The organism is Streptomyces sp. NPDC090032, assembly GCF_044748025.1.
Lineage (GTDB): Bacteria > Actinomycetota > Actinomycetes > Streptomycetales > Streptomycetaceae > Streptomyces.
This window is the reverse complement of sequence record NZ_JBIVFF010000010.1, coordinates 238743-256207: the sequence shown is the minus strand read 5'-3', so window position 1 is coordinate 256207 and position 17465 is coordinate 238743. Positions and strand designations below refer to the sequence as shown.

17 protein-coding genes are annotated in these 17465 nt (G+C 71.9%); 13 read left to right on the top strand and 4 right to left on the bottom strand.

Features of this window, described 5'->3' with window-relative positions:
- Positions 1 to 15: 15 nt before the first annotated feature.
- Both ACIPWY_RS25650 and mycP read left to right on the top strand, forming a co-directional pair.
- Positions 16 to 1359 carry a hypothetical protein gene (locus tag ACIPWY_RS25650; RefSeq protein WP_393703965.1) on the top strand — a complete coding sequence of 448 codons (1344 nt, stop codon included), beginning with the start codon at positions 16 to 18 and terminating at the stop codon, positions 1357 to 1359.
- On the top strand, positions 1356 to 2525 hold the full coding sequence (mycP, locus tag ACIPWY_RS25645; protein ID WP_362905924.1) for a type VII secretion-associated serine protease mycosin: 1170 nt from the start codon (positions 1356 to 1358) through the stop codon (positions 2523 to 2525). Before ACIPWY_RS25650 ends, mycP begins: the two co-directional genes overlap by 4 nt.
- Before the next feature lie 19 nt (positions 2526 to 2544).
- Here the strand turns inward: mycP and ACIPWY_RS25640 are convergent, their stop codons facing one another.
- On the bottom strand, positions 2545 to 3453 hold the full coding sequence (locus tag ACIPWY_RS25640) for a serine hydrolase (RefSeq protein WP_393703967.1): 909 nt from the start codon (positions 3451 to 3453) through the stop codon (positions 2545 to 2547).
- A 94-nt stretch (positions 3454 to 3547) separates the two neighbouring features.
- On the opposite strand from ACIPWY_RS25640, the gene ACIPWY_RS25635 reads away from it, so the two are divergent.
- Complete coding sequence (locus tag ACIPWY_RS25635) at positions 3548 to 4279, top strand: SseB family protein (RefSeq protein WP_362905928.1); 732 nt, start codon at positions 3548 to 3550, stop codon at positions 4277 to 4279.
- A gap of 13 nt (positions 4280 to 4292) precedes the next feature.
- Here ACIPWY_RS25635 and ACIPWY_RS25630 read toward each other — a convergent pair whose 3' ends face one another.
- Positions 4293 to 4655, bottom strand: a complete 363-nt coding sequence (locus ACIPWY_RS25630; protein ID WP_100597078.1) for a DUF1844 domain-containing protein — start codon at positions 4653 to 4655, stop codon at positions 4293 to 4295.
- 351 nt (positions 4656 to 5006) lie between these two features.
- Here ACIPWY_RS25630 and infC point away from each other — a divergent pair, with 351 nt between their 5' ends.
- From infC to ACIPWY_RS25580, 10 genes are all read left to right on the top strand, one after another.
- Complete coding sequence (infC, locus tag ACIPWY_RS25625; RefSeq protein ID WP_362906104.1) at positions 5007 to 5732, top strand: translation initiation factor IF-3; 726 nt, start codon at positions 5007 to 5009, stop codon at positions 5730 to 5732.
- A gap of 116 nt (positions 5733 to 5848) precedes the next feature.
- Positions 5849 to 6043, top strand: a complete 195-nt coding sequence (rpmI, locus tag ACIPWY_RS25620; RefSeq protein WP_100597076.1) for a 50S ribosomal protein L35 — start codon at positions 5849 to 5851, stop codon at positions 6041 to 6043.
- A gap of 97 nt (positions 6044 to 6140) precedes the next feature.
- Positions 6141 to 6524, top strand: coding sequence for a 50S ribosomal protein L20 (rplT, locus tag ACIPWY_RS25615; protein ID WP_127828438.1), 384 nt, complete (start codon positions 6141 to 6143; stop codon positions 6522 to 6524).
- Between the two features lie 172 nt (positions 6525 to 6696).
- Positions 6697 to 7539 carry an RNA methyltransferase gene (locus ACIPWY_RS25610; RefSeq protein WP_362905931.1) on the top strand — a complete coding sequence of 281 codons (843 nt, stop codon included), beginning with the start codon at positions 6697 to 6699 and terminating at the stop codon, positions 7537 to 7539.
- Between the two features lie 55 nt (positions 7540 to 7594).
- Complete coding sequence (locus ACIPWY_RS25605) at positions 7595 to 8749, top strand: ATP-binding protein (protein ID WP_362905933.1); 1155 nt, start codon at positions 7595 to 7597, stop codon at positions 8747 to 8749.
- Between the two features lie 140 nt (positions 8750 to 8889).
- On the top strand, positions 8890 to 10014 hold the full coding sequence (gene pheS, locus ACIPWY_RS25600) for a phenylalanine--tRNA ligase subunit alpha (protein ID WP_362905935.1): 1125 nt from the start codon (positions 8890 to 8892) through the stop codon (positions 10012 to 10014).
- Positions 10014 to 12524, top strand: coding sequence for a phenylalanine--tRNA ligase subunit beta (pheT, locus tag ACIPWY_RS25595; protein ID WP_393703972.1), 2511 nt, complete (start codon positions 10014 to 10016; stop codon positions 12522 to 12524). Before pheS ends, pheT begins: the two co-directional genes overlap by 1 nt.
- Before the next feature lie 250 nt (positions 12525 to 12774).
- Entirely contained in the window at positions 12775 to 13872 is a 1098-nt protein-coding gene (locus tag ACIPWY_RS25590) for a PP2C family protein-serine/threonine phosphatase (RefSeq protein WP_393704094.1), read from the top strand.
- A gap of 288 nt (positions 13873 to 14160) precedes the next feature.
- Entirely contained in the window at positions 14161 to 15501 is a 1341-nt protein-coding gene (locus ACIPWY_RS25585) for a transcriptional regulator (RefSeq protein WP_362905938.1), read from the top strand.
- Between the two features lie 74 nt (positions 15502 to 15575).
- Complete coding sequence (locus ACIPWY_RS25580; RefSeq protein WP_393703975.1) at positions 15576 to 16121, top strand: NUDIX domain-containing protein; 546 nt, start codon at positions 15576 to 15578, stop codon at positions 16119 to 16121.
- 15 nt (positions 16122 to 16136) lie between these two features.
- Here the strand turns inward: ACIPWY_RS25580 and ACIPWY_RS25575 are convergent, their stop codons facing one another.
- The gene (locus ACIPWY_RS25575) at positions 16137 to 16394 is read right to left on the bottom strand and encodes a hypothetical protein (RefSeq protein ID WP_362905942.1); all 258 of its coding nucleotides are present in this window, start codon (positions 16392 to 16394) and stop codon (positions 16137 to 16139) included.
- Between the two features lie 196 nt (positions 16395 to 16590).
- On the bottom strand, positions 16591 to 17451 hold the full coding sequence (locus ACIPWY_RS25570; protein ID WP_362905944.1) for a 3-hydroxybutyryl-CoA dehydrogenase: 861 nt from the start codon (positions 17449 to 17451) through the stop codon (positions 16591 to 16593).
- Between the last annotated feature and the right edge of the window lie 14 nt (positions 17452 to 17465).

Sequence of the window (17465 nt, the reverse complement as noted above, 5' to 3'; positions counted from 1 at the left end):
CCGAAACGGGGAGGCATGAACACGCACGCGCGCCGCGCGCCGATCCCGCCGCGCCCCTCCCAGCCGCCCACGCAGCGCGACGAGTTGGCCGCGGACCCCGCCGGCCCGGACGCGCCGATACCCCCGCGCCCCGCGCACACCCCGGCGCCGGACCACACGCCTCCGCCGCCCCCGGCCTCGGCCCGCTTCCCGGACACCCCGCCCGTGCCGGGCGCCCCCGCGGCCCCCGTTTCCGGCCGGCCCGCGCACCCCGGCCCCCTGCCGCCCGAGCGCCCGACGGAGACCACGACCCGGCTGCGCCCGATCAGGGACACCGCCGCGCGGAACGCCGACGGCACGCCTGAACCCCGTCCCGCCGCGTCCCCCGGAGCTGCGGTCCCGCGCCGCCCTTCGACGCCACCGCCCGCCCCCGGCGAACAGCCCACCACCGTCCCCCGGCCCGCCGCGCCCCCGCGCATTCCGGGCGAGCCCCCCGCCGGAACCCGGCGCTCCGTCGGGGCCGTCGACCTCACCCCGGGACCCGGCGCCGGGCGCCCCTTCATGTTCTCCAACCGCCCCGCCTCCTACGACGACAGCACCACCCGCCTGCACCCCGTCGGCTCCGGAATGCGGCCCCGCGTCGTGGCCGCCGCGGCGTGCGCCGTGCTCGGGCTCGGCCTCATCGGCGGTGCGGCGACCGGGAGTTGGCTGACCGGGGACAGCGGCAGCAGCATCGGTTCGCCCAGCTCGTACGCCGCCGCGGGCACCCTGTGGCACAGCATCCCCGTCGACCGGCTCTTCCCGCCCGTCGTCAAGGGCGACGGAGCGGGACCCGGCGGCGCCGACCGGACCTGGACACGCATCGCCGTCGCCCCGGACAGCACCTGCGAGAACGCCTTCGACCCGCTGCTGCAGAGGGCTCTCAGGCCCGCCGGCTGTCTGCGCCTGCTGCGCGCCACCTACACCGACGCCACCCGCAGCCATGTCACCACCGTCGGCCTGCTGTTCACCAAGGCGGACACCGAGGCCATGAAGGCGCTGCGCACCCGCTTCACCGAGGACGGCCTCGACCGCAGGACCGACCTCATGCCCCGCCCGTACGCGGCCGAGGGCACCCTCGCCGCCGGCTTCGGCGACGCCCAGCGCGCCTCCTGGACCATCTCCGTCCTCACCGACGCCCCCGTCGTCGCCTACGCCGTCTCCGGCTTCGCCGACGCCCGTACCGTCACCGACCCGCAGCCCGCCGCCGAGGCCATGAAGTCCGGCAGCGTCACGACCCCCGCGCAGGCCGGCCTCGGCTTCGAGGCACAGGGCATCGCCGACCGCGTCGAACGAAGCCTGCGTGCCGCCGTCGCCAAGGCCACCGAGGAGCCGTCATGACCCGCACGGCCGCCGCCTGGCGGAACGCCGCCACCGCGCTCACCGCCGCCGCGGCCCTCGCGCTGCTCCCGTCGGCCACCGCCCACGCCGACTCCATCCGCGCCCAGCAATGGGGCCTGGACGCCATGCACACCGAAGAGGCCTGGCGCACGACCAAGGGCAAGGGCATCACGGTCGCCGTCCTCGACACCGGCGTGGACGACACCCACCCCGACCTCAAGGGCAACGTCCTGCCCACCAAGGACTTCGTCGGCTTCGGCGCCAAGAGGGGCGACCGCTCCTGGGCCCGGCACGGCACCGCCATGGCCGGCATCATCGCCGGTCACGGCCACGGCCCCGGCGGCGACGACGGCGTACTCGGCATCGCCCCCGAGGCGAAGATCCAGCCCGTCCGCGTGATCCTCGAGGACGGCGACCCGGCCCGCAAGGAAGCCCGCTCCTCGCGGGGCAACGCACTCGCCGACGGCATCCGCTGGGCCGCCGACCACGGCGCCGACGTCATCAACCTCTCCCTCGGCGACGACTCCGCCACCGCCCACCCCGAGGCCACCGAGGACGCCGCCGTCCAGTACGCCCTGAAGAAGGGCTCCGTCGTCGTCGCCTCGGCGGGCAACGGCGGCAAAAAAGGCGACCACATCTCCTACCCGGCCGCGTACCCCGGAGTGATCACGGCCACCGCCGTCGACCGCTACCTCCACCGCGCCCCCTTCTCCACGCGCCGCTGGTACGCCACGGTCAGCGCCCCCGGCAACGCCATCGCGATCGCCGACCCCGACCGCACGTACTACTCGGGCTGGGGCACCAGCGCCGCCTCCGCCTTCGTCTCCGGCGCCGTCGCCCTGATCCGCGCCGCCCACCCGGGGCTCGCGCCCGCGCAGATCAAGCAGCTCCTGGAGGACACCGCCCGCGACGCCCCCTCCGGCGGCCGCGACGACTCCCTCGGCTTCGGCTTCATCGACCCGGCCGCCGCGATCCGCAAGGGCGACTCCCTCAAGCCCAAGGGCGTGCGCCCCGCCACCTACTCGGAGAAGTTCTTCGGCAAGGGCCCCGACAGCCCCGACGGCGACGGCTCCACCGGCTGGGTGGGCCCCGTCGCCGGCGGTCTCGGCGTCGTACTCCTCGCGGCCGCCGTCTACCTGTGGCGCGGCCGCCGCACCGCCCACTGACCTGCCGGCCCGCCGAGCCTCAGCCGGTGAGCACGGCGACGGCGGCCTTCGCGACGCCCTCGACCAGCGCCACCCCCGCCTCCTTGGCCGCATTGCCGTCGGAGAGCACCGACACCAGATACGGCTTCCCGCCGACGGTCACCCGCCCCACGCTGTTGATGTCCCACAGTCCGGTCGTGCTGCGCGGCAGCCACCCGTTCTTCAGCGCGCATACGGACGCGGAGTCCGCCGCCGCCGACACCCCCCACCGCTGGTCCGCCGCCGTCCGCTCCATCAGACCGGCGACGTACGCACGCGACGCCCCGCTCAGCCCCGAGTCCGCGTCATCCGGGCCGAACACGGCCCGCAGCAGCGTCAGTTGATCCGCAGCTGTCGTCTGCGTGAGCCCCCACTCGCCGCCCGCGCCCGCCCTCGTCCCGGTCAGCCCCAACGTCAGGTTCGCCGCGTCGAGCCCCTCCGCGCCGCCGATCGCCTCCCACAGGGCCGTCGCGGACGCGTTGTCACTGTTCTCGATCATCGCCGTCGCGTTCGCCCGCTCCTGGGAGGTCAGCACCCGCCCCGCGTCCTGCGCCCGCAGCAGCAGCGCCGCGAGGATGTCGACCTTGACGATGCTCGCGGTGTCGAACGCGGACCCGCCGTCGTACGCGGCGCCGTCCACGGATCCGTCGAGCGCCGCCACGGCCACGGAGACCCGCGCGTCACCGTCGTCGTCGAGCAGGGGCTTCAGTGCCTTCGCGAGGGCGTCGTCACGGTCCACCAGGGCCTCCTTGCCGGCTGCGGATGCGGACGCCTCCCTCGAAGGGGACGCCGACGCCGTCGCGGCGACCGGAACCGGCTGCCCCGGCTCGCCCGGCGAGCAGCCTATGAGGGTCGCCACGAGTGTTCCCGTGAGAAGGGCGGCGCACGCCGCGAGTCCGTTCCGGTCCATGCCCGGATGCTCGGCGCCGGCCCTGTGCGCACCGTATGACCAGGCTCAGGGTCCGCTGAGAACCTCGCGTCGCCCGGTCGGTAGGGTCGTGAACGTGGCGAACAAGAACATTCCCGACCCCGGCTTCTCCGACGACGACGGCTCCGCGGACCCGCGCCTGAGCGCGGCCCTGGCCGCATGGGCCGAGGACCGCACGGCGCACGACCCGGTCCTCGCGGCACTCAAGGAAGCCCGGCTCCTCGTCCCCATCGTCGCCGTCCTCGGCGAAGTCGAGGAGGACGAGAACGGGCTGCGCCGCGAGAAGACCAGCGACATGGCCGTGCCCACCCTCAAGGCCGGCGACCGCAAGGCCCTGCCCGCGTTCACCTCCACCGCGGCCCTCGCCCTGTGGGACCCCGAGGCCCGACCCGTCGCCGTACCCCTGCACCAGGCGCTCCAGGCCGCCGCGCACGAGCAGGCCGACACCGTCGTCATCGACCTCGCGGGCCCGGTCGCCTACGAGCTCAGTGGCGCCGCCCTGCGCGCCGCGAACGAGGGCCGCACCAGTGCCGACCCCCTCGCCGACCCGGCCGTCACGGAGGCGATCCGCGCCGCCGTCGCCGCCGAGCCCGGAGTGCTCCGCGCCCACCTGGGCCCCGGCAGCGCCGACGGAATCCTCGCGCTCGTGATCGACCCGTCGGCCACCCCCGCGGAGACCGCCCGCGCCGTCGCCGGGCGCATCGCCGCCGACGAAACACTGAGGGCCCGCCTGGTGCGGGGCCTCGACCTGGCACTTCTGCCGGCCGAGACCACGCCACCCGGCGAGCCCCTGTACGTCCGCGCGTGACGTGCGGGAACGGTCAGCCGTAGACCGGACCCGTGTACTTCTCGCCCGGGCCCTGGCCCGGCTCGTCCGGCACGAAGGACGCCTCGCGGAACGCCAGCTGCAGCGACTTCAGACCGTCGCGCAGCGGCGCCGCGTGGAACGAGCTGATCTCCGTCGTGCTCGCGTCGAGCAGACCGGCGAGGGCGTGCACGAGCTTGCGGGCCTCGTCGAGGTCCTTGTGGGCGTCGCCCTCCTCGGTGAGGCCGAGCTTCACCGCGGCGGCGCTCATCAGGTTGACCGCGACCGTCACGATCACCTCGACGGCGGGGACCTCGGCGATGTCCCGGGTCAGGGCGTCGTAGTCGGTGTTTTCGGCAGCGGGGGTGGCGTCATTCATGTGCCCCACGATATGCCGCCCGCGCACCCGGTTGGGCCCACCCCCCGGGAGCTGCTAACCTTGTGTAACGACCGGCCGGACACGAATGCCACTGGCTTGAGTGACCGGCCCACAAGTGGAGGCTCCGATCTCCCACCTGGCCGCTCCTGAGGGGCGGCGGGTCACCGGTCAGACGGTCCCCATCGTTCCGTACGGACGATGGAGCCGTCCGATGTGCGCCCCGCGGTGATACGCGACGGTGCTCCGGTAGTCCTTGGAGCCCCGCCTGTGTACCGTCCCGGGGCATTTTTTGTGTTTCGGCGCGGTTGGTACTACGAAAACAGACGTTACGCGGCGGTCCGCCAGACCGTCGTGTGGTGCTACCGAGGAGGATCCATCAGCGCCGAGCCCCGCATCAACGACCGGATTCGCGTTCCCGAAGTGCGACTTGTCGGTCCCAGCGGCGAGCAGGTCGGGATTGTTCCGCTTGCCAAGGCCCTTGAGCTTGCTCAGGAGTACGACCTCGACCTGGTCGAGGTGGCGGCGACAGCCCGTCCGCCTGTCTGCAAGCTCATGGACTACGGCAAGTTCAAGTACGAGTCGGCCATGAAGGCCCGTGAAGCGCGCAAGAACCAGGCGCACACGGTCATCAAGGAGATGAAGCTCCGGCCGAAGATCGACCCGCACGACTATGACACCAAGAAGGGTCACGTCGTCCGGTTCCTCAAGCAGGGCGACAAGGTCAAGATCACGATCATGTTCCGTGGTCGCGAGCAGTCCAGGCCGGAACTCGGCTACCGACTGCTGCAGCGTCTCGCTTCGGACGTCGAGGACCTCGGGTTCATCGAGTCGAACCCGAAGCAGGACGGCCGGAACATGATCATGGTTCTGGGTCCGCACAAGAAGAAGACCGAGGCCATGGCCGAGGCTCGCGAGGCCCAGGAGGCCCGCAAGGCCGAGCAGAAGGCGCAGCCGACGCACGGTCGCACGCAGCGGGCCAGCGACGATGCCGCCGAGGCTTCCGAGGAGGTCTCCGCGGAGACCGCCGCCGAGGCCCCTGCCGAGGAAGCTCCGGCCGAGGCTTCCGCCGAGGCCTGATCCGGCCCGTACAGCCCGTACGGATCCGGATGCCAACCGATACATCTGGACGTTCCGTATGCCGGTCCGCGCCCCGGACCGGCAGGGAACGCCACTGACGAGGAGAGAACGGCGCTATGCCGAAGAACAAGACGCACAGCGGTGCCAGCAAGCGCTTCAAGATCACCGGCTCCGGCAAGGTGCTCCGTGAGCGCGCCGGCAAGCGCCACCTGCTCGAGCACAAGTCGTCCCGCGTGACGCGCCGCCTCACCGGCACGGTCGAGCTGGCCCCGGGCGACGCCAAGAAGATCAAGAAGCTTCTCGGCAAGTGAGTCCCGGCGCGCAGCAGCGCGCCGGAGCTTTGACCGGGACCCAATCGAATTCGGGCCGTGTGAGTCCAACCACGGCCCCGCTACAAGGAGTTAACAAGTGGCACGCGTCAAGCGGGCAGTAAACGCCCACAAGAAGCGTCGGGCGATCCTCGAGGCGGCCAGCGGTTACCGCGGCCAGCGGTCGCGCCTGTACCGCAAGGCCAAGGAGCAGGTCACCCACTCCCTGGTCTACAACTACAACGACCGCAAGAAGCGCAAGGGCGACTTCCGTCAGCTGTGGATCCAGCGCATCAACGCCGCTGCCCGCCAGAACGGCATGACGTACAACCGCCTCATCCAGGGTCTGAAGGCCGCCAACATCGAGGTGGACCGCAAGATCCTCGCCGAGCTGGCCGTCAACGACTCGAACGCGTTCGCCGCGCTCGTCGAGGTCGCGCAGAAGGCCCTGCCGGCCGACGTGAACGCGCCCAAGGCTGCGTGACGCTCCGCTTTCAGCCGGATGCTTTTCGGACCCGCAAGCCCACTGGGTTTGCGGGTCCGAGTGCGTCCGTTGTCATCTGCGGGCGGTGGGGGCTTGTCGCGCAGTTCCCCGCGCCCCTGACGGGGCGCTGTATCCCGCCCCCTTTCAATCCCCGCCCCCCGAAGGTGAGTTCATGACCGCCCCCGAGTTGATCTCCCCTAAGTCGTCCCGCGTGAGTGCCGCGCGGCGGCTTGCCAAGCGGAACTTCCGGGGCAAGGAGCGGCTGTTCCTGGCCGAGGGGCCGCAGGCCGTGCGGGAGGCCGCCGGGCACGCGGACACCCTCGTCGAGCTGTTCGCCACCCCCGACGCCGCCGAGCGCTACGCCGACATCGTCGCCCTGGCGCGCGACGCCGGCGCCCGGGTGCACCTCGCCGACGAGGACGTCATCGCCGACATCTCGACGACCGTCACCCCGCAGGGCCTCGTCGGGGTCTGCCGCTTCCTGGACACCCCCTTCGAGGACGTCCTCGCCGCCCGCCCCAAGCTCGTCGCGGTCCTCGCCAACGTCCGCGACCCCGGCAACGCCGGCACCGTCCTGCGCTGCGCCGACGCCGCGGGCGCCGACGCCGTCGTCCTGACCGACGCGTCCGTCGACCTCTACAACCCCAAGTCCGTGCGGGCGTCCGTCGGTTCGCTGTTCCACCTGCCGGTCGCCGTCGGCGTACCCGTGGAGCGGGCCGTACAGGGGCTCAAGGACGCGGGCGTACGCATCCTCGCCGCCGACGGCGCGGGCGAGCACGACCTCGACACCGAGCTCGACCGCGGCACCATGGGCACCCCCACCGCCTGGATCTTCGGCAACGAGGCCTGGGGGCTCCCGGAGGAGACCCGCGAGCTCGCCGACGCCGTCGTACGGGTCCCCATCCACGGCAAGGCCGAGAGCCTGAACCTCGCCACGGCGGCCGCCGTCTGCCTGTACGCCTCCGCGCGTGCACAGCGAGCCCCGGGAGGGTGCCGCTCCGTCACCCCCAGCTAGTAGTGTGGCGAGCTCGGAAGCCACAGCGCCCTTCCGAGAGGCGGGATACGGGGATATGAGCGTCGGCACGAGCAGAGCACCGGGGGCACAGGACACCCTGCGCCGGCCCGCGCCCCGACGCGGCCCCGACGACCTCACCACCCTCGCCGACAGCGGCCTTCACCCGGACGACCTGCCCGACGGACTCGTCGTCGCCGACGAGACCGGGCACGTCATCTGTTTCAACGCGGCGGCCGTCCGCATCACCGCGGTCCCCGCCGCCGACGCCCTCGGCCACCCCCTGGAGCGCGCGCTCCCCTTAGAGGACCTCGAAGGGCGCCGCTGGTGGCAGCTGACCGACCCGTACGGCGGCCTCGCCACCCGCGTCGGACAGCCCGAGCGCAATCTGCTGTTGCCCGGCGGGCGAGAGGTCCTCGTCTCCGCGCGCTATGTCCGCACCGCGCCCACCGGGCCCGTCCGCCGCGTCGTCGTCTCCCTGCGCGACACCGAGGCCCGCCGCCGCACCGAGCGCAGCCACGCCGAGCTGATCGCGACCGTCGCCCACGAGCTGCGCTCGCCCCTCACCTCGGTGAAGGGCTTCACCGCGACCTTGCTGGCGAAGTGGGAGCGGTTCACCGACGACCAGAAGAAGCTGATGCTGGAGACCGTCGACGCCGACGCGAACCGCGTCACGCGGCTCATCGCCGAACTCCTCGACATCTCGCGCATCGACTCCGGCCGCCTCGAAGTGCGACGCCAGCCCGTCGACATCGGCGCCGCCGTGGGCCGCCACGTCCAGGCCCACGTCGCCTCAGGACAGCCGGCCGACCGCTTCCTCGTACGGGTGGAGCAGCCGCTGCCCGATCTCTGGGCCGACCCGGACAAGATCGACCAGGTGCTCAGCAACCTCCTGGAAAATGCCGTGCGCCACGGCGAGGGAACCGTCACCATCGAGGTCATGCCCTCGGCATCACCCCGCGAGCGGGAGTGCGCCGGCACGTCGGTCACCGTGAGCGACGAGGGCCCCGGCATCCCGGAGGAGTCCATGAAGCGCGTCTTCACCCGCTTCTGGCGGGGCAGCAAGCGCGGCGGCACCGGACTCGGCCTGTACATCGTCAAGGGCATCGTCGAGGCCCACGGCGGGACCATCACGGTCGGCCGCGCGTCCCGCGGCGGCGCCCAGTTCCGATTTACGTTGCCCGTGGGGGCCCCGGCGTATCTGAACGCCTGAGCGGGCACCCACGGGCGCATCGGCACACCCCACCCCCGTTAGACTCGGTCTTTGGCACTTTGCGTCCCAATCCTGAGACGAATCGTCTCCGAGTCGTGGACGGGGACCATCCGCCAAACCAACCGGAAGCACGGGAAGAGATGTCGGCACCGAATAAGTCGTACGACCCTGTTGAGGTCGAGGCCTTGAAACCGGAAGAGATCGAGCGCATGCGGGACGAGGCGCTCGCCGCCTTCGCGGCCGCGGACTCCCTCGACGCGCTCCAGGAGGCCAAGGTCGCCCACACCGGCGGCACCTCGCCCCTGTCGCTCGCCAACCGCGAGATCGGGGCCCTGCCCCCGCACGCCAAGGCCGAGGCAGGCAAGCGTGTCGGCATGGCCCGCGGTGCCGTCAGCAAGGCGCTCGCCGCCCGCCAGACGGAGCTCGAGGCCGAGCGCGACGCGCGCGTCCTGGTCGAGGAGGCCGTGGACGTCACACTGCCCTACGACCGGGTCCCGGCCGGCGCCCGCCACCCCCTGACCACGCTCTCGGAGCGTATCGAGGACGTCTTCGTGGCCATGGGCTACGAGGTCGCCGAGGGCCCCGAGGTCGAGGCGGAGTGGTTCAACTTCGACGCCCTGAACATCGGCCCCGACCACCCGGCGCGGGGTATGCAGGACACGTTCTTCATCGAGGGGCCCAAGGGCCGCGAGATGGAGTCGAACGTCGTCCTGCGCACCCACACGTCCCCCGTGCAGGTCCGGTCGATGCTCGACCGTGAGCCGCCGGTCTACGTGATCTGCCCGGGCCGCGTCTACCGCTCCGACGAGCTGGACGCCACGCACACCCCGGTGTTCATGCAGGTCGAGCTGCTGGCCATCGACGAGGGCCTGACGATGTCGGACCTCAAGGGCACCCTCGACCACATGGTCCAGGCGCTCTTCGGCGCGGGCATGAAGACCCGCCTGCGCCCGAACTTCTTCCCGTTCACCGAGCCGTCCGCCGAGATGGACATGGTCTGCTACGTGTGCCGCGGCGAGTCCGTCGGCAACCCGGACCGGCCGTGCCGCACCTGCTCCTCCGAGGGCTGGATCGAGCTCGGCGGCTGCGGCATGGTCAACCCCAAGGTGCTGACCGCCGCGGGCATCGACCCCGAGAAGTACAGCGGATTCGCCTTCGGGTTCGGCATCGAGCGGATGCTGATGTTCCGCCACAACGTCGAAGACATGCGAGACATGGTCGAGGGTGACATCCGGTTCACCCGGCCGTTCGGGATGGAGATCTGATGCGTATCCCGCTTTCCTGGCTGCGGGAGTACGTCGATCTCCCCGCCACCGAGACCGGCCGTGACCTGCAGGAGAAGCTCGTCGCCACCGGCCTTGAGGTCGAGACCGTCGAGCAGCTCGGCGCCGGCCTCAAGGGCCCCCTCGTCGTCGGTCAGGTGCTGACCATCGAGGAGCTGGAGGGCTTCAAGAAGCCCATCCGCTTCTGCACCGTCGACGTCGGTCAGGCCAACGGCACCGGCGAGCCGCAGGAGATCGTCTGCGGCGCCCGTAACTTCGCCGTCGGCGACAAGGTCGTCGTGGTCCTGCCGGGCGCCGTGCTGCCCGGTGACTTCGCGATCGCCGCGCGCAAGACGTACGGCAGGACGTCGCACGGCATGATCTGCTCCGGCGACGAGCTGGGCATGGGCGACGACGGCTCCGGCGGCATCATCGTGCTGCCGCCCGAGCACGAGGTCGGCACCGACGCGATCGAGCTCCTCCAGCTCGTCGACGAGGTCCTCGACATCGCCGTCACCGCGAACCGCGGCGACTGCCTGTCCCTGCGCGGCGTCGCCCGCGAGGCCGCCATCGCGTACGGCCTCCCGCTGCGCGACCCGGCGCTCCTCGACGTGCCCGCGCCGAACAGCAAGGGCTACCCGGTCCAGATCTCCGATCCGGCCGGCTGTGACCGCTTCACCGCGCGCACCGTCACCGGTCTCGACCCCGAGGCCCGCTCCCCGATCTGGCTCCAGCGCCGGCTGCAGAAGGCGGGCATGCGCCCGATCTCGCTCGCCGTCGACATCACCAACTACGTGATGCTGGAGCTCGGCCAGCCGCTGCACGCCTACGACCGCTCCCTCGTCCAGGGCACGATCGGCGTGCGCCGGGCCGAGCAGGGCGAGAAGTTCACCACCCTCGACGGCGCCAAGCGCGTGCTCGACGCCGAAGACCTGGTGATCACCGACGACCGTGGCCCCATCGGCCTCGCGGGCGTCATGGGCGGCGCCAACACGGAGATCGCCGACCACGGCGCCGACGCCGGGACCACCGACGTCGTCATCGAGGCCGCGCACTTCGACCCCGTCCCGATCGCCCGCACCGCGCGCCGCCACAAGCTGTCCTCCGAGGCGTCCAAGCGCTTCGAGCGGGGCGTCGACCCGGAAGCCGCGTCCGCCGCGGCCCAGCGCACCGTCGACCTCCTCGTGCTCCTCGCGGGCGGCACCGCGGACCCCGGCGTCACCGAGGTCATCGCGCCCTCCGCGCCGCACACGATCACGCTCCCGGCGAACCACCCCGACAAGGTCGCGGGCGTCACGTACGGCCGCGAGACCGTGGTGCGCCGCCTCCAGGAGGTCGGCTGTGACGTCTACGGCCAGGACAAGCTGACGGTCACCGTGCCGTCCTGGCGTCCCGACCTGACCGAGGCGAACGACCTGGCCGAAGAGGTCATCCGGCTCGAGGGCTACGAGAACCTGCCCTCGACGCTGCCGAGGCCCCCGGCGGGCCGCGGCCTGACCGAGCGCCAGCGCCTGCACCGCCGCGTGGGCCGCGCGCTGGCCGGTGCCGGTTACGTCGAGGCGCTGAACTACCCGTTCATCAGCGACGAGACGCTCGGCAAGCTCGGCATCGAGGAGGGCGACCCGCGCCGCACCACGGTCAAGCTGGTCAACCCGCTCTCCGACGAGGAGCCCGCGCTCCGTACGACGCTGCTGCCGGGCCTCCTGGAGGCGCTGCGCCGCAACGACGGCCGTGGCTCGCACGACCTGGCGCTGTTCGAGACCGGTCTGGTCTTCCGGCCGACCGGTGACGAGCCGCAGGCCGTACGGCTGCCCGTCGACCGGCGTCCCACCGACGAGGAGATCGCCGGCCTCGACGCCGCGCTGCCGCCCCAGCCGCGCCACGCCGCGGTCGTCCTCACGGGCGCCCGCGAGCAGGCCGGCTGGTGGGGCAACGGCCGGCCGGCCGACTGGGCGGACGCCGTCGAGGCGGCCCGCACCCTCGCCCGCGAGGCCGGTGTCGAGCTGATCGTGCGCGGCGACCAGCACGCACCCTGGCACCCGGGCCGGTGCGCCGCGCTGTTCGCCGTGGTGGACGGCGTCGAGACGCTCGTCGGCCACGCCGGTGAGCTGCACCCGCGCGTCATCAAGGCGCTGCACCTGCCCGAGCGCAGCTGCGCCATGGAGGTCGACCTCGACCGCGTCGAGCGGGCCGGCACCGGGGCGCTCCAGGCGCCGCGGATCTCCACGTTCCCCGTGGCCACGCAGGACGTCGCGCTCGTCGTCGACGCCTCGGTGCCGGCCGCCGACGTGGAGCAGGCGCTGCGCGAGGGGGCGGGTGAACTCCTGGAGTCCCTCCGCCTGTTCGACGTGTTCACGGGTGAGCAGCTCGGCGAGGGCCGCAAGTCCCTCGCGTACGCGCTGCGCTTCCGTGCCGCCGACCGCACGCTGACCGTCGACGAGGCCTCCGCGGCCCGCGACGCGGCGGTGGCGCTGGCCGCCGAGCGCACGGGGGCCGTGTTGCGCGGAGCGTGAGGCTCCGCCGTTTCAGCGGTTTCTCTGTGTTGCGGGGAGCTGCGTGACGTCGGCTGCGGGTATTCCGTGGCTGGTCGCGCAGTTCCCCGCGCCTCTTTGAGGCGCGCATAAATGCGCCCTTTCTGAGGGTTGCTCACTCGTTCGGGTGACAAGTGTGGGCGATCTGATCCTCTCCGGGCAGGCGGTGGACAGAATCGTTCCGGTCCGCCGGGCCTACCGCGCCGAGCTGGGCCTTAGGGAGGCCGTCGGCATGATCCGTATCCGTCACAGGACGCCCTCCCGTCGCCGCACGCCACGGGTGCGCCGCGCGCTCGACCTCGCGCTGCCCACGGCCTGGGGCGCCGTGGCGATCACCTTCAAGCTGGCCTGCCCGCTCGCTCAGCAGACCGGACTCGGTGCGCGCATCGCGTCGAGCGCCGTCTTCTTCGCCGTCGGCACGGGTCTGATCCTCCATGTGCGGCGCGGCCTCCAGCGCGAACTGCGGCAGCCGCGCAGAATCGCGGGGGCCGCACAGAACGTGCTGCTGCGTCCGCTGCCGCCTCGCATCGACGGCCTGGCCATCGCCGCGGGACAGCTCTCTGCCGACCGGGGCGCCACCGTGGGCGGCGATCTCTACGAGGTCATCGCCACCGACCACGGCGTGCGGGTCGTCATGGGGGACGTCCGTGGGCACGGTCTCGACGCACTCGCGACCGTCGCCGCCGTCCTCGGCAGCTTCCGCGAGGCCGCGCACGACGAGGCCGAACTGGGCTGCGTACTGAGGCGACTCGAGCGGGCCATGGCGCGGCATCTGCGCGAGCGGTCGCGGGACGAACACCCGGCGGCGGGCGGCGCCGATCCGGTCAGTCCGGTCGCGGAGGAGTTCGTCACCGTACTGCTCCTGGAGATCCGGCAGGACGGAGAGGTGCTCGCGCTCAACTGCGGGCACCCGTGGCCGTATCTGCTGCGCAGTCACGTGGGTCCCGCTGCTGTGCCGCGTGGCTGTGCCGAGTTGGTCGTGGGGGGTGAACCCCTGCCGCCGCTCGGCCCGTTCCCGCTCCCGGCCGAACTGCCCGTCGTCGCCTGCGGGCGGCTCCTGCCCGGGGAGGGGCTGCTGCTCCACACCGACGGGCTCGAGGACGCGCGGGACGCCCGCGGCCGGTTCTTCCCGCTGGCCGCCGCACTCGCCGAGGCCGTGCGCGTCCAGCCGCTCGTCCCCAAGGCCGTCATCCGCACCGTGTACACCCAACTCCTGCGCCACACGGGCGGGTTGCCGGCCGACGACGCTGCGCTCCTGGTCCTGCGCAACGACCGTAGGCGAGTCCCCTTGCAGCACGGGGAGCCCCGCGTCCACAGCGCCGCCAAGTGAACGGTGCCACCGCGTGACCTGACCCCGGGGGCTCCCGCGCCCCGGGGCGCGCCGTCCGCCCGGCCACGGAGTTGTCGGGCAGGCGGCCGGTCGGACGGCGCGAAACGGGCCGCCGCACTGTACGAGGGGGAGCAGGCGGCCCGGCCGGCCTCTTACGAGGCAGTTCAGTCAATCGAGTTGCATCACGCCACAAAAGAGTGCGCACCGCCCGGATTCGGGCACTCCGTTCACACCCCGTGTGAAGCCCGTTCCACTAGGCTGACGGCACCGAGCCACCGGAGGGCCTCCATGCAGCCCAACACTTTGCTCGACGCGATCCTCGACGAGGCCGGGATCTCCCATGCGGGCCTCGCCGCACATGTGAACCAGGCGGGCCGCGCCAGGGGACTCGCCCTGCGTTACGAACACACCGCCGTGGCACGGTGGTTGAAGGGTCAGCGGCCGCGTGGCCAGGTGCCCGACCTGATCTGCGAGGTCCTGGCCGGCCGCCTGCACCGCCCCGTCACCCTCGACGACATAGGCCTGGGTGTGCCCGGCGAACCGGCCAGTCCACACGGCCAGAGCCTGTCCGGATTCGTCGAGCGGGCCACCGCCCTGTGGCGCTCGGACGAACAGCAGCGGCCCCACATACTGGGCGCCCCCGCCGTCACCGGGACACCGGCCGTGATGCCCGTATGGGAGTGGGAGAACCCGCCTGAGGACACCGACGTGTCGCGCGGTGGACGCCATCGGGTCAGCGCCGCCGACCTGGAGATGATGCGCTCGGCCCGCACGCACTACGAGCAGATGTACCGCAAGGCCGGCGGCATCGCGACGCGCACCCGCATCGTCGGCTTCCTCAACACCGAGGCGGCGCCCCTGCTGCGCGGCAGCTACACCGATGACACGGGCCGCCAACTGCACCGCGCCACCGGCGGGTTGGTCGCCATCGCGGGCATCTGCGCCTACGACTCCGACGCGCACGGTCTCGCCCAGCGCTACTTCCACCAGGCCCTGCGCCTCGCCAAGGCGAGCGGGGACCGCGGTCTCGGCGCCTATGTCATCGCCCTTCTGGTCAACCAGTCGCTCCACATGCGCCAGTACCGGCAGTCGGTGGCCTTCGCGGAGGCCGCGCTGCGGGCCGCGGGACGGCACATCACCCCGGCGCTCGCATCGGATCTGTACGCGATGCAGGCGAAGGCGTACGCACACCTCGGTGACGGCACCGGTGCCCTGTCCTGCATCCGGCGTGCCGAGTCGGCCGCCGACCGCATCCGGCGCGGCCACGAACCGGACGAGACGGGCTATGTCCAGCCCGGACTCGTCAACGTGCAGGTGGCGGAGGCCCTGTTGAGCCTCGGCGACCTCGCCTCGGCGCGTGAGCACGCGGCAGCGGCCGTGCACAACCCCGCACACGACCGGGGGCGGGTGCACCGCCTGGCCATGCTCAGCCAGATCGAGCTGAGACAGGGCAACGCCGAGAAGGCCGTCGCGATCGCCGTGGAGATGGCCGAACAGGCACGGGGAATGGAGTCGCAGCGGCTGCGCGACAGACTCCGGGCGGTACGCGAACACCTGGTGCGCAACGGCTGCGCCGGCACGGCCGAGGCCGCCGAACTCATCGACGGGGCACTGCGCGTACCGCTCTGAGCCCGCCCTGCACCGCTCTCTCACGCCCCGCTGCTGGGATATTGCCATCTAACTCGGCGGAAGGTGGCAGAACCGTGCAGTGGACGAAACAGAACGAACAGACTGTGTATGAAAATCGCTGGTTCCGGGTCAATCTCGCGGATGTCGAGCTCCCGGACGGCCGGCATCTCGACCACTTCGTCATACGGCTGCGGCCCGTCGCCGTGGCCACCGTGGTCAACGACGCCAACGAGGTGCTGCTCCTGTGGCGGCACCGCTTCATCACCGACAGCTGGGGCTGGGAACTTCCGGCGGGGGTGGTCGACGACGGCGAGGACATCGCCGCCGCGGCCGCCAGGGAACTGGAGGAGGAGACCGGCTGGCGGCCGGGACCGTTACGGCATCTGATGAGCGTGGAGCCGTCCAACGGTCTCGAAGACGCCAGGCACCACGTCTACTGGGCCGAGGAGGGTTCGTACGTCGGCCATCCCGAGGACGACTTCGAGTCGGACCGCAGGGAGTGGGTCCCTCTCAAACTGGTCCCCGACATGGTCGCCCGCGGTGAGGTCCCGGCCGCCAACATGGCGGCCGCGCTGCTGATGCTGCACCATCTCAGGCTGGGGCAGGACACCCCGGCCTGACCCGGACGAGAGGCTCTAGCGTCCGAACGCCTGCCAGACGGCAACGGCGAGGGCGCCGGCCGCGGTGGTCGCGGCGACGGCCTGCAGTGGCCATCGGGTGTGCTCCAGTGCGGTGACCCGGGTGCTCAGATCGTCTTGGTCCTTGACGCTCTGTTCATCGCGCTGGGTGAGCAACGCCAGCTTGCCGTCGACGCGGGCGAGACCCACATCGAGGCTGCGGCGTAACTCCGCGAGTTCTTCCGGGACCACGGGACGCTCGGGGTCGGCGGTCACGGGTCGGCTCCTTTCCGTAGTCGGCAGATCCGTTGCCTTACGCACGGAAAGTCAACTCGCCTGGTGGGTACGGCGGGAGAGTGTGCGATGGGCATATGCGTGCCCGGTGCGCACACGGTGTGTGAATGGTTCGGGCCCGGCACTCCGAAGAGCGCCGGGCCCGAAGCCACGATTACGCAGAGTCAACCGCGCACGGTCACGTGTACTGGTAGAAACCCGAGCCCGTCTTGCGGCCGAGACGGCCCGCGTCGACCATCCGCTGGAGCAGCGGGGGAGCGGCGTACAGGGGCTCCTTGAACTCCGAGTACATCGAGTCGGCGACCGAGGCGACGGTGTCGAGGCCGATGAGGTCGGAGAGCTTGAGCGGGCCCATCGGGTGGGCGCAGCCGAGCTCCATGCCGTTGTCGATGTCCTCGCGGCTGGCGATGCCCGACTCGAACATCCGGATCGCGGAGAGGAGGTACGGGATCAGCAGCGCGTTGACCACGAAGCCCGAGCGGTCCTGGGCGCGGATCGCGTGCTTGCCGAGGACCTTCTCGACGAGGGCCTGGGCGCGGCTGATCGTGCCCTCGGAGGTGGTGAGGGCCGGGATCAGCTCGACGAGCTTCTGCACGGGCGCCGGGTTGAAGAAGTGGATCCCGATGACGTGGTCGGGGCGTGAGGTCGCCACGGCCAGCTTGACCAGCGGGATCGAGGACGTGTTGGACGCCAGGATGGCGTCCTGCCGGGTGACGACCTGGTCGAGCACCTGGAAGATCTCGGTCTTGACCTGCTCGTTCTCGACGACGGCCTCGATGACGAGGTCCCGGTCGGAGAACTCCCCGAGGTCGGTGGTGAAGCTCAGGCGGGCCAGGGTGTCAGCCAGCTCCTCGGCACTGATCTTGCCGCGCTCGGCCGCCTTGGAGAGGGAGTTGTGCAGCCGGGTACGGCCGATCTCCAGGGCCTCGCCGGTGGTCTCCGCCACCATGACGTCCAGACCGGCGCGGGCGCAGACCTCTGCGATCCCGGCTCCCATCTGGCCGCAGCCCACCACTCCGACGCGCTGGATGTCCCCCATAGGGTCGGTCACCT